Below are 11,863 nucleotides of genomic sequence, written 5' to 3'. Positions count from 1 at the left end.
GCGAGCCTGCGGACTCGCGCCTCGTGCGCGCGTCACTCCTGAGTGCCGGGGCACAGCCGCGCGCTCCCGCAGTGAGCCGGGCTCTTGCCCGCGTTCACTCTGCGTGAGAGAGTGAACACATGATGCAGGGGGACGTCCTTGTGGCTCGAGTTCAGAGGCGCGAGCGGGCGGCGCGACGCGCGCGGTCGGTCCCGCTCCTGACTGTGGCCGTTGCGCTCGGGGTGCTGGCATGGGCTCACGCAGCGTCGTCGCCCCAGCTCGCGCAGGTTGAACTGCTGACCCCGCTCGCGACGTTTTCCGTGATCTGGCTCGCGATGGCCGCGCAGCGGCAGCTCTCGGGCGCCGGATGGGGAAGGGATGGCTACGGCGTCGTGCTGGCGATCCTCGTCGCAGCAGTCGTCGTGCCGCTCGGCCTCATTGCGCCGATGTTCGTCGGGGCTGAACTGTTCCTCGGACTCGGGCTCGTTGTGCTGGGATGGCGCGGCAGGGACCGTGAGCTGTGGATTCCAGGCCTGGTTCTCGTCGCGGTCGGGCCGTTCGTGCACCTCAACGGAGCAGACAACACCGTCGGGGTGCTGGTCGCAGCGGTGACAGCTGCCGTCGTCGGCGAGGGCTCGGAGCGGTCCGCGGGCGGCGGTCTGGCCGATCCCAGTGCTCTCACGGTGCTGCTGACGGCGGCCGGATTCGCCGCGATGGCCGTCCGAGCCGCGCTTGCCGAGCGTCGAACGACGCGGATTCCCGTGCTGCCCGAAGGCGAGACGGCCTCCGGCATGGGGCGCTAGTGACCGATCAGCATCCGCTCGCCCGGCTCGATGAGACCGTGCACCAGCGGGTCAGGCTAGGGATCCTGGCGGTGCTGGCCGAGCGGACCGACGCCGACTTCACCTACCTACGGCGCGTTCTCGGGCTCACTGACGGGAACCTCGGGCGACACCTCGAGGTGCTCGTGACCTCCGGGCTTGTTGACCTCCGCCGCGGCTATGACGGCAGACGTTCACGGACGTGGGCGCGCATCACCGACGCGGGCCGGCGGTCGCTTGTCGCCGAGGTCGATCTGCTGCGGTCGATCGCCGCGCTCGTCGAGCCGCACAACCAGGACTACGACGGCAACGACTGAGGGCGCGGGGCCCCGACCCGTCATGCGGTACGACCGATCGTGATACGCAGAGGTGCCAGTAGCAGCCTGCGCATTGCTCTGACCAGAGTGTTTGGCACACGGGCGCAGCAGGTCCATCGCTAGTTCGAGGGCCGTCGCCGACCCTCGCGTCGAGCTACCGGCGTGGGCGGCGCGCGGTTGCGTCCATGCCCGCCACAGCGACGAGTTCGCCGTCAACATCGCCGCCGTCGACTCTAAGACTTGCCGCCTTGACGACGTCAGCGCACCGGATGCGCTCCACCCGTACCGGCACCACGGGAAGTCCGCCGAGGATCGTCTCTCCGCAGCCGACATCATCGCCGACGAGGTGCCCCGAGCCGGAACACGACGCGGTCCCAGGGGGCCGCTGGGGGGACCTGACCGGCCCTCCCAGCAGCCCTCGATGCGTTCCTACCGTGGAACCAGAGCGGCGACCTGCCGCATCCATCCCCCGAAGGAAGAGGCATCACCATGCGTGGCGTAGTCATGCACACCGCCGGCGACGTGCGAGTCGAGGAGCGAGCGGACCCCACCATCCTCGAGCCCACCGACGCCATCCTTCGGCTCACCGCGACCTGCATCTGCGGTTCCGACCTGTGGCCCTACCGCGGGGTCGAGCCCGCCGACCACCAGGTGATGGGACACGAGTACGTGGGTGTCGTCGAGGAGATCGGCGGGGACGTCAAGACCGTCAAGGTCGGCGACTTCGTCGTGGGGTCCTTCGTCATCTCGGACAACACCTGCGAGATCTGCAGGTCTGGGTTCCAGTCCAAGTGCGTGCACGCCGAGTTCGTCTCCCAGACGATCGGCACCCAGGCCGACAAGGCCCGCATCCCCCACGCCGACGGCACCCTCGTGGCCACCCCCGGCCAGCCCGACCGCGAGCTGATCCCCTCGCTCCTTGCCGCGTCCGACGTGCTCGGCACCGGCTGGTTCGCGGCACACGCCGCTCAGGCCGGTCCGGGCAAGACCGTCGCCGTGGTTGGCGACGGAGCCGTTGGGCTCATGTCGATCCTCGCGGCCAAGCAGATGGGCGCCGAGCGCATCATTGCGATGTCCCGGCACGCCGACCGCCAGGAGCTGGCCCGGTTCTACGGCGCCACCGATATCGTCGCCGAGCGCGGTGAGGAGGGCGTTGCGCGCATCAAGGAGGTCACGAACGGGCTCGGTGCGCACTCGGTCGTCGAGGCCGTCGGCACCCAGGAGTCGTTCATGCAGGCCGTGGGCGCCACCCGCGGCGGGGGGCACCTGGGCTACGTCGGCGTGAACTACGACGTGAGGATTCCCGGCATCGAGCTGTTCTTCGCCGGCATCCACACCCTGGGCGGGCCTGCTCCCGTCCGGCGGTTCCTGCCCGACCTGATCCAGCTGATCTGGGACCGCAAGATCGACCCGGGCAAGGTCTTCGACCTCACGCTGCCCATCGAGCAGGCTCCCGAGGGCTACAAGGCCATGGACGAGCGCCACGCCACCAAGGTGCTGCTCACCCTGTGACAGCGCGCGCCCGGCCGTCCCTGGGCGGCCGGGCACGCGCTCGCGCGGGGCGCACGTGGGAGGACCTGAGCGAACCTCCCGCACAAGCCGCCCCCGATCTACCGTTGACGACATGAGCCAGAAGGACGAGATCCGCCAGTTCCTGGTCTCCCGACGCGGCAATGTCACCCTCGCCCAGGCCGGGCTGCCCGACTTCGGCGACGAACGCCGTGTACCTGGCCTGCGCCGCGAAGAGGTCGCCGAGCTCGCCGGCGTCAGCACCGACTACTACACCCGCCTCGAGCGCGGCAACATCCAGGGCGCCTCCGACAGCGTGCTCAACGCCATCGCCCGAGCACTGCAGCTCAACGACGTCGAGCGCGAGCACCTGTTCACCCTCGCCCGGCCCACCGGCCATGGCACCGGTCCGGCGACCCGGTCAGCGATCCGACCATCCGTCCAGCGCATGCTCGACGCGTTCAGCTCCCCCGCCGTGGTCTATAACGCCCGCCAGGACCTCGTCGCTTCGAACCTGCTCGGCCGGGCGTTGTTCAGCCAGCACTTCGAGGCCAATCAGCCGAACATGGCGCGGTTTATCTTCCTCGACTCGCGGGCACACGACTTCTACGAGGACTGGGACCTCGCCTGCAGCCTCACCGCAGCGATGCTTCGCTTCGAAGCAGGCCGCGACCCCCTCAACCTCGAGATGACCCTGCTCATCGGCGAACTGTCGACCGGCAGCCCCGGGTTCCGTCGCCACTGGGCCGACCAGGACGTCCACGAGCACCGCACCGGCACCAAGACCTACCGGCACCCGGTCATCGGTTCCGTCGAGCTGACCTACGAGGCGTTGGAGATCCCCGGAGAACCCGGGCTCCACATCACGACCTACACCGCCGAGGCCGGAACCGACTCAGCCGACCGCCTGGCGCTGCTGGCCAGCTGGGCAGCCACCACGCGCTCGACCGACGGTTAGGCCCCGACGCCCAATGCCAGATCCGGCGCGAGTACGACCGATCCTGATACGCAGAGGTGCCAGTAGAACCCGTTGACGCCCTGACTCGTGCTCTTGCCGCGTCAGGCGGTGCCTGGGCCGTCGCCGGCTACGACGGCGAACAGCAGGCTGTCCTCGCGAACCCCGCGGATGAGCATGTGGGATCGCATGACTCCTTCCTGCTGCATGCCGAGCTTCCGCAGCACTCGCTGGGACCCGAGGTTGCCGGGTCGGCATGTCGCCTCGACCCGGTGCAGGCCGAGCTCGTGCCACGCGAACGCCAGGACCGCCGACGCGGCCTCCGTGGCGTAGCCCCTTCCCCAGTGCTCCCGCGCCACGACGTAGCCGACTTCGCCACGACGGTGCTGGACGCTCGTCACGGAGACCATGCACGTCCCCACTAGGGCCCCGCAGACCGTGACGGCCCAGTTGATCGCGGCACGCTCCGGCTGAGACGCGGCCGCGACCATCTGGTCGACGAACTCGTGCGTCTGCTCCAGCGTGTTCGGCCCCCACTCCATGTACCGGCACACCTGGGGATCGGCCGCGTAGGCGTGCACCGCCTCGACGTCGCCAGCGGTGAAGTCCCGGAGCAGGAGGCGGTCGGTCGCCAATGTTCGCACTCGAACACCCTAGAGATGCCAGTGGGCTCGTCGTCGCCACAATCGAGACGAGCTCTTGGCGGCACAGGGCTGCGGTCAGCGCGCCGGTGCCGAGGCGCCGACCTGCAGATGCAACCGTCGCCACCCCGCTCAGCTGGCGGCCCGGCTCGCGCGGCACGCCGGGCTGCGCCCGCAGCGGATGTACCTGACGTGTCCGGGGCCGTCGACCGGTCGGCGCGGATGCTGCTTGGCTTCCGACCATGACGCTCAGCGTGCTGGTCGGGCTCGGCATCATCGCTGCCGTGGGCTTCCACCGAGACGCACGTGTCCGGATCGTCGATCTGCCCGTCCGGGACGGCGAGCGCGCAGCGGGCTCCGCGCTGCAGGTCACCTCTCTCGCCAGCAGCGCGACCCTACGACGACGACTCCGCGTCGTCGTAGGCGTCGGGCGTCACGTTCCGCACGAGGTCGTCGGCGACCGCCCGCAGCCTTTCGGCGTCCTCGGGCTCTGCCCCGCCGTCGCGCTGGAGACCGAGCCGCATGGTGAGGTCGTCCCCGGACCAGGTGGCGTACAGCTCCGACCCCGCGGCGTCGAACGCGGTGTCCTGGCAGATGCTGCCGGTGGCGCTCGCGACGTCGAGCGGCTGAGGTGTCGCGCATCCCCCGGCCCACCGGTCGACGGCCGCCGAGGCGTCGTCCGCCTGGGTGCGGGTGAGGGTCACCGTCAGGGCGGTCCCGACCGCGGTCGTCCACCGACAGCCCAGCACGTCGGCGGCATCCGTGAGCCGGGTGGTGGCGTCGGTGGGGTCGTTGACCGCGTCACCGAGGGCCTCGCGGACGGTGGCGTCATCGATGAAGCTGCACGCCACCGGCTCCGCGGAACGTCCGGGATCGGGTCCGGCCCCCGTGCAGGCACCCAGGGCCGTGACGCAGGCCATCCCGGCGACGAGGGAGCGCGGAGCCGCCTGCCACGAACGGGAGGACGCTCTCGTGCGGGTATCAGCCGTGGAACGGTGCGCGGTACGGATCGCCGTGCTCCCCTCGATGAGGCCACCGGACGCGACGTCGCCCCCACGCCGGCGGAACAGACGGGGGATCAGCTCCTGCCCCGGCCCGCGATGCTACGAGGTCCGAGGTGCGGCGGCCACCGCGTCGCACGCGGGTTCACGCCCGGCTCACGCCCGGGAACAGGACCGATCGACGAAGGAGCCGGGAGCGAGGCGACCCGTGGGGGGCCTCCCCCGGCTCCCACCTCTGTCCCGCCACGAGCGCTGGCGCGATGCCCCGCGTGGGCCACCCGGACACCGTTGCGGATGACGTCCGCCTCGGTCTCGTGCACCAGGACGACGCCGAGACCACGAACCCGCAGGCTGTAGCGTGCGGCGAGACGCGCAACTCGGTGTGAGGGGTGGGAAATGACGAGCCCTGGCTGGGCAGCAGCGATCGCCTGCGCCGTTCTCCTGATCCTCGTCGACGCGGCCGTGTGGATGTTCGTCTCTCAGCCCGTGCACGGAGCCGGCAGGAGCCGCTCCGCAGGCATCCGCTTGCCGTCTCTGCTGACCAGCGACCAGGCGTGGCGCGCCGGCCACGTCGCGGCGGCGAGCGCCATGGCTCCGTTCCTCGGCACCGCCGCCGTGATCGCAGCGCTCTCCGTCCCCCTGCAGCTGGCTCCTGCCGTGTACGTGGTCGCTCTGGGCGCGTCCGTGACCAGTACCGTCCTGGCGCTCGGCGTGGGCTCCGTCCGTGCCTCTCGCGCCGCTCAGCGCGTCGCTCGCCAGGCTGCGACCGAGGTGCCCGAGTAGGTCCGCGGCCCGACCGATCCTGATGCGCACGGGCACCAGGAGGCGTCTGTGCAGTGCCCTGACCGGCGGATGACCGCGCACAGGGGCATCCCAGGCCCACGGACGACTAGAGGTCCCCGACGAGTCGGGTCTCCGCACGACGGCCTGCACCGCCAGCACCGGAACGTGGTGCGAGATCAGCCGGAACGACCGGCGTCGCGGTTCCGGCGTCGGCGGCGACCTCGTAGATGACCTCCAGACCGTCCTCCTCGTCCCACTGCTCCCCCACGGCGGTGAACCCGTACTGCACCACCAGGTCACGGGAAGCGGTGTTCGCCGGAGCGATCGTGACCCGGACCGTACGGACGGTCGGCTCGTCCCGAGCCCGCCGGAGCAGCGCCTCGAGCGCCGCGCGGGCGTAGCCACGGCGACGGTGCGCGGGATCGACCGCGTACCCGATCTCCACCATGCCGTCGCCGTCCGGTGGCCCGTGGAAGCCGGCGCGCCCGGCGGGCAGGGACTGGTCCTCGTCCCAGATGACGCCGGTGACCCAGGCCGTGCTGGCAGGGTCCCGGCGAGCCTGCTCGCTCCGCATCGCCCACACGCCGCGCCAGTCCGGTCCGGCGAAGTACGCGGTCAACCGGACAGGGCTGAGGGAGTCGGCACGGGCGAGGTCACCGGCGGCCAGAGCGTCGAACACGGCGCCCGTCAGGTGGACGATCCGGACCCGGGGGCCGCGGCGCCCGGGAGCGATGTCGGGAGAGGTCTCGTCGGTCGGCACAGGCAGGCTCTCCACACGTCGGCTCGAGGATCAGCGTCGTGGAGCGAACGATACGGCGCCGTTCGGCATGGCGGGCTGGTGGCGATCGACCGATCCTGATGCGCAGAGCCACGTCGCCGCTCCGTCGCCGGGCCGACGCCCTGTCCGATCGCTGCGACGGCGACGACCGGCACCGAGACGTGCAGCGCGGGTGCCAGCGCGGATGGCCGCCGCCGGGTCACACGGTCGGGACCGTGCCGCCGTCGATGACGTACTCGGCGCCCACGATCGCCGAGGCGCGGTCCGACACGAGGAAGCCGACCAGGTCGGCGACCTCCTCGGGCTGGGCGAACCGGCCCAGGGGCACGCCGCCGAGGGAGTCGTGGATCGTCTGCTCGGCGGCCTCGCGGGTGATCCCGCGCCCCTCGGCGATCCGGTCCACGAAGCGCTCGTAGGCCTCGGTCTCGATGCCTCCGGGGCTGATCGCGTCGACCCGCACGCCGCGGGGCGCGAGCTCGTTGGCCAGGCCCTTGCTGTACGTGCGCAGCGCCGCCTTCGCCGCCGCGTACGCCAGCGACGCGTCGTACTGCGGCAGCTCCCGCTGGATCGAGGTGAAGTGCAGCACCACGCCCGACCCGGCCGCCACCATGGCCGGCAGGAGGGCCCGGTCGAGTCGCACCGCGCCCAGGAGGTTCAGGTTGAGCTCGGTGAGCCACTGCTCCTCGGTGATGACCGCGAACCCGCCCGACGGCGTCGACGCACCCCCGACCACGTGCACGAGGACGTCGAGCGCGCCCACGTCCTCGGCGACGCGGTCCGCCACGAGCCGCGCCCCGTCCACCGTCGACGTGTCCGCCTCGATGAACCTGTCGGGGCGGTCGTACCCGTCGGGCATCGTGCGCGCCGTGGTCCACACGTCGGCGCCCATCTCGCGCAGGCGGGCGACGACCGCCCTGCCCGAGCCCTTCGACCCGCCCGTGACGAGCGCGCGGCGCCCGTCGAGGCGGTCCCGGTCCTTGCTGGACATGCTCCCTCTTCCCGTCTCGGATCCGCGGTGCTCGGTCTCGGTCCGGCTCACGACTCGTGGTTCGCGATGACCAGCTCGGCGACGAGGCCGCCGCGGAGGGTGAAGCGGTAGTCCAGGTCGGCGACGCCGCCCGGGAAGGTGCCCTCGAGGCGCAGCGTCACGACCCAGTGGTCGTCGTCGACGCGGCGGGCGCCGATCTGCTCGGTGGTGTACTCGAACTCGGTGCCGGCGTCGCGAAGGAACGCCCGCACCTCGTCGTGGCCGCGGAAGGTCTCGCCCTGGTCGACCACCACGACGTCCTCGACGAGGAACGCCGAGGCCGCGTCGGCGTCGTGCACGGTGCTGGCGGCGAGGAAGTCGCGGACGGTGGTCGGGACGGTGTCGGTGTGCTGGGTGTGTGTCATGTCGTCACCGTGCGGCCTCCCCGAGGAGCCGGGTCAAGCGGTGGACCCTCCCCCGGGGAGAGCCCCCACACTGGGTGCGTGCTGACCATCGGCGAGTTCTCGCGGCTGACCCACCTGAGCGTGCGGACGCTGCGCCGGTACCACGAGGCGGGGCTGCTCGAGCCGGCCGTCGTGGACCGCACGACCGGCTACCGGTACTACGCCGTCGAGCAGATCCCCACCGCCCAGGTCATCCACCGCCTCCGCGAGCTGGACGTCCCCCTGGGCGACGTCCGGCTGATCCTGCGCGCGTCGGACCCCGGCGCCCGGTCGGCCCTGGTCGCGGGGCACCTCCAGCGCCTGGAGTCCGAGCTCGACCGCACCCGTGCGGCGGTCGCCTCGCTGCGGCGCCTGCTCCGGCCCGGCCCCGCGCCGATCGCGGTCGAGCTGCGCGCCGAGCCCGCCCGCCGGGTCGCGGCGGTCGAGGCGGTGATCGGGCACGACGACGTGGAGGCGTGGTTCGCCGGCGCGATGGCCGAGCTGGAGTCGGCCGTCGGCGCCGACGCGACCGGACCGTCGGGGGGGACGTACGACGACGCCCTGTTCCAGGAGGGCCGGGGTCGGGCGCTGGTCTACCTGCCGACCTCCGACCCGCCGCGCACCGGACGGGTGCGCGCCGTCACCCTCCCGGCCGCGGAGCTGGCGGTGACCACCCACGTCGGCGAGCACGACGGCGTGGACGTCACCTACGGCGAGCTCGGCGCGTGGGTCGTGGGGAACGCGATGGCGGTCGCCGGGCCCGTGCGGGAGGTCTACCGCGTGGGGCCGCGGGACACCGGCGACCCGGCCGCCTGGCGGACGGAGATCGGGTGGCCGGTGTTCCGCGTCGCGTGACACCGGCGCACGGCAGAGATCACCGGCGCTCGCCCGTCGGCGCGTCAGAAGGCGGAGCAGTCGATCCGCTCGGCGCCGTCCTGCCACACCCGGTCGTGCTCGGTGCCGCGCAGCTCGAGCTCGGCGGTCTCGCCGTCCCAGGTGAGCGCGTAGGTGCCGCGCGAGATCGGCTCGTAGCCGTCGTCTGACGCGTACGAACCGACCGCCTCCGGCCTCGTGGCACCCGGAGGCAGGACGGCGATCGTGCCGCCGCCGAGGTCCTGCAGGACCGCCACCCGGCACCCGCCGGCGCTCGCCGGGTCGAGCACCCGCAGGTCGGACGAGAACGTCCCGCACCAGAACGTGATGGCGGCGGCGCACCACGCGACGACCACGGCGACCGCCTTGAGCGCGTTCACCGGCCACCGCACGTACCACCGACGGCTCCCGGGTCGGGCGCCGAGGTCCTCCGCCCGGAGCTCCGCCAGCGACCCGACGACCGCCGCGACGCTGCCGAGCGCAGCGAGGACGGCGCCCGCGTACGTCGGCTGCACCACGACGTCGCCGACGACCACCGGCAGCGTCGCGACGACGGCCCACCGGGCGACGGGCACGGTGATGACGAACGACGCGCCGGCCGACCACCGCAGCGCGCGTCCCCAGCGGTGCCAGCGGGCGGCGCGCACGGGGTCGGCCGGGAGGACGGTGGCCGGTTCGACCAGCCACCCCGTGCCTGTCGAGTGGTCCACGCCGCGCACACTAGGGGCGTCCCGCGGTCGCGGGCCCGTGACTCCACCTCACGCCGGGACGATCGCCGCAGGACCTCCACGTGCGCGTCGTCCTCGTCAGCGCTCGGCCGACGTCGACGTCGCGCAGCCGCTCCCCCCGCCGGGCGTCACCACCCCGTCGGTCGCCGACCCGGCGCCCACCGCGCGGTCCGGCGCACTCCGGTCAGCCCGGCCGACCCAGGTTCGTCACCAGGTCGACCGCCACCGCGATGACCACGGCCCCGAACGGGTACGGCAGCAACACCTGCCCGAGGGGGTGGCCCGGCTACCGGTGTCGCCACGCGGGTTCGACGCATGTCAATATAGAGCCGTGTCGAACCAGCGCGCGACCGAGCCGGTCCGCCACCTTCCGGCGCTCGATCGCCCCGTCGAGGTCGCCCGCACGCCGCCGACCTCGCCCGCCGACCACGCGATGGGCGCCGACGCCGCCGCGCACGTCGCCGGGACCCTCAGGGCCCTGGGTGATCCGCTGCGGCTGCGGATGCTGTCGCTGATCGCGACGTCCCCGGCCGGGGAGGCCTGCGTGGGCGACCTGGCCACGGTCGCCGAGGTCTCGCAGCCGACCGTCTCGCACCACCTGAAGCGGCTCAAGCAGGCCGGGCTGCTGACGTCCGAGCGCCGCGGGACCTGGGTGTACTACCGGGTGCGGCCGGCGCTGCGGGTCGCGGTCACCACCCTGCTGGACTCGTTCGCCCCCGCCGCCGTCGACGCCGCGAGCGCGGCCGCGCCGGCCGGGCCCGCCGAGGCCGACGACGCGCTGGCGCGGATCGCCGACCGGCTCGCCGCGGCGTTCCCCGACCGTGACCCCGGCGCGGTGCTCAGCGTGGTCCGGGAGTCCTACACCGGCCTGGCCCGGTCCTCGGGCGCCGGGTCGCGCCTGCTGGTCGACGCCGAGCGGTTCGCCCGCCAGCGCCTGATCGACACCGCTCGGGCGACGCGCGCCGCGCACGCCCGCCCGCAGGTGCTGTTCGTGTGCGTCGCGAACGCCGGCCGCTCCCAGCTCGCCGCCGCCCTGCTCCGCCACCACGCCGGCGACGCGGTCGCGGTCCGTTCGGCGGGGTCCGCGCCGGCGGCGGACGTGCACGCCGCGGTCCGCCCGCTGCTCGCCGAGCTCGGCGCCGACCCCGAGGCGTTCCCCAAGCCGCTGACGGACGACGCGGTCCGCGCCGCGGACGTCGTCATCACGATGGGCTGCGGCGACACCTGCCCGGTCCTGCCCGGCAAGCGGTACGAGGACTGGGTCGTCGGCGACCCCGCCCTGGCGTCCGAGACCGGGGCGCGGGCGATCCGCGACGAGATCGACCGCCGCGTGCGCGCCCTGCTCACCGACCTGCTGCCCGACCTCACCCCGCCCACCGCCTGACCGACGTGGAGACCGAGATGACCGACACCCAGCCGTCCGCCCTGTTCGTCTGCGTGCACAACGCCGGCCGTTCCCAGATGGCCGCCGGCTACCTGCGGCACCTGTCCGGCGGCGCCGTCGAGGTCCGGTCGGCCGGGTCGATGCCCGCCGAGCAGATCAACCCGGTCGCCGTGGAGGCGATGCTCGAAGAGGGCATCGACATCCGCGCCGAGCGCCCCAAGGTGCTGACCACCGACGCGGTCAAGGCGTCCGACGTCGTCATCACCATGGGGTGCGGCGACGCCTGCCCGATCTTCCCCGGCAAGCGGTACGAGGACTGGGCCCTGGCCGACCCGGCCGGCCAGGGCATCGAGTCGGTCCGCCCGATCCGCGACGAGATCCGCGGCCGCGTCCTCACCCTGCTGTCCGAGCTCGGGGTCGAGCCCGTCACCGCCTGACCCCCGCGTCGGGGGCGCCTCACGCCTCCGAGGGCCCGGGCTTGCGGGCGCGCACGATCGCGCCGTGCATGCCCTCGGCGACCGGGTGCCCCGGCGATGCACCCGACGGAGGAGCCGCGCTCCGCCCGCTGCTCGGGGGTCAGGTGGTCCTCGGCGACCACGTCGGAGATCCCGACCCTCCCGCCGGGCACCCGCATCTCTCCGGCGGCCGATGACGCTGCCGAGCTGCTCCGCCCGTCGGGCCGCC

General features: G+C 73.0%; 14 protein-coding genes. 8 read left to right on the top strand and 6 right to left on the bottom strand.

The features are described from left to right. Positions 1-119 precede the first annotated feature (119 nt). The 4 genes from FS882_RS05235 to FS882_RS05220 all read left to right on the top strand — a co-directional run bounded on the left by FS882_RS05235 (position 120) and on the right by FS882_RS05220 (position 3,584). Complete coding sequence (locus FS882_RS05235; protein ID WP_158371614.1) at positions 120-782, top strand: hypothetical protein; 663 nt, start codon at positions 120-122, stop codon at positions 780-782. Then, positions 782-1,117, top strand: coding sequence for a transcriptional regulator (locus FS882_RS05230; RefSeq protein WP_158371612.1), 336 nt, complete (start codon positions 782-784; stop codon positions 1,115-1,117). The genes FS882_RS05235 and FS882_RS05230 overlap by 1 nt, the downstream gene beginning before the upstream one ends. Positions 1,118-1,606: 489 nt before the next feature. Beyond that, positions 1,607-2,629 carry a zinc-dependent alcohol dehydrogenase family protein gene (locus FS882_RS05225; RefSeq protein WP_222848134.1) on the top strand — a complete coding sequence of 341 codons (1,023 nt, stop codon included), beginning with the start codon at positions 1,607-1,609 and terminating at the stop codon, positions 2,627-2,629. Positions 2,630-2,741: 112 nt separating this feature from the next. After that, a complete protein-coding gene (locus tag FS882_RS05220; protein ID WP_158371610.1) occupies positions 2,742-3,584 on the top strand; it encodes a helix-turn-helix transcriptional regulator in 843 nt (280 codons plus the stop codon). Between the two features lie 101 nt (positions 3,585-3,685). On the opposite strand, the gene FS882_RS05215 is transcribed toward FS882_RS05220, so the two are convergent. Both FS882_RS05215 and FS882_RS05210 read right to left on the bottom strand, forming a co-directional pair. Continuing rightward, positions 3,686-4,216, bottom strand: coding sequence for a GNAT family N-acetyltransferase (locus FS882_RS05215; RefSeq protein ID WP_222848133.1), 531 nt, complete (start codon positions 4,214-4,216; stop codon positions 3,686-3,688). 401 nt (positions 4,217-4,617) lie between these two features. Further along, complete coding sequence (locus tag FS882_RS05210; RefSeq protein ID WP_158371606.1) at positions 4,618-5,073, bottom strand: hypothetical protein; 456 nt, start codon at positions 5,071-5,073, stop codon at positions 4,618-4,620. A gap of 546 nt (positions 5,074-5,619) precedes the next feature. Here FS882_RS05210 and FS882_RS05205 point away from each other — a divergent pair. Next, positions 5,620-6,006 carry a hypothetical protein gene (locus FS882_RS05205; protein ID WP_158371604.1) on the top strand — a complete coding sequence of 129 codons (387 nt, stop codon included), beginning with the start codon at positions 5,620-5,622 and terminating at the stop codon, positions 6,004-6,006. 106 nt (positions 6,007-6,112) lie between these two features. Here the strand turns inward: FS882_RS05205 and FS882_RS05200 are convergent, their stop codons facing one another. The 3 genes from FS882_RS05200 to FS882_RS05190 all read right to left on the bottom strand — a co-directional run bounded on the left by FS882_RS05200 (position 6,113) and on the right by FS882_RS05190 (position 8,176). Beyond that, positions 6,113-6,766, bottom strand: a complete 654-nt coding sequence (locus FS882_RS05200; protein ID WP_262348079.1) for a GNAT family N-acetyltransferase — start codon at positions 6,764-6,766, stop codon at positions 6,113-6,115. A gap of 217 nt (positions 6,767-6,983) precedes the next feature. Continuing rightward, positions 6,984-7,772, bottom strand: coding sequence for an SDR family oxidoreductase (locus FS882_RS05195; protein ID WP_158371602.1), 789 nt, complete (start codon positions 7,770-7,772; stop codon positions 6,984-6,986). Positions 7,773-7,819: 47 nt separating this feature from the next. After that, positions 7,820-8,176 (bottom strand): nuclear transport factor 2 family protein, encoded by a 357-nt coding sequence (locus FS882_RS05190; protein WP_158371600.1) that lies wholly within the window; start codon positions 8,174-8,176, stop codon positions 7,820-7,822. 78 nt (positions 8,177-8,254) lie between these two features. Here FS882_RS05190 and FS882_RS05185 point away from each other — a divergent pair, with 78 nt between their 5' ends. Beyond that, positions 8,255-9,049 (top strand): MerR family transcriptional regulator, encoded by a 795-nt coding sequence (locus FS882_RS05185; protein WP_158371598.1) that lies wholly within the window; start codon positions 8,255-8,257, stop codon positions 9,047-9,049. Positions 9,050-9,093: 44 nt separating this feature from the next. Here the strand turns inward: FS882_RS05185 and FS882_RS05180 are convergent, their stop codons facing one another. Beyond that, positions 9,094-9,777, bottom strand: a complete 684-nt coding sequence (locus FS882_RS05180; protein ID WP_158371596.1) for a hypothetical protein — start codon at positions 9,775-9,777, stop codon at positions 9,094-9,096. 451 nt (positions 9,778-10,228) lie between these two features. Here FS882_RS05180 and FS882_RS05175 point away from each other — a divergent pair, with 451 nt between their 5' ends. Further along, positions 10,229-11,179: a metalloregulator ArsR/SmtB family transcription factor gene (locus FS882_RS05175; RefSeq protein WP_158372057.1), complete on the top strand. Its 951-nt coding sequence runs from the start codon at positions 10,229-10,231 to the stop codon at positions 11,177-11,179. 17 nt (positions 11,180-11,196) lie between these two features. Further along, positions 11,197-11,616: an arsenate reductase ArsC gene (locus tag FS882_RS05170; protein WP_158371594.1), complete on the top strand. Its 420-nt coding sequence runs from the start codon at positions 11,197-11,199 to the stop codon at positions 11,614-11,616. Positions 11,617-11,863 lie beyond the last annotated feature (247 nt).

The organism is Cellulosimicrobium cellulans (genome assembly GCF_007679345.1).
GTDB lineage: Bacteria > Actinomycetota > Actinomycetes > Actinomycetales > Cellulomonadaceae > Cellulomonas > Cellulomonas cellulans_A.
Note: the sequence above shows the minus strand (reverse complement) of the source record. Positions and strands in the feature narration are given on the sequence as shown.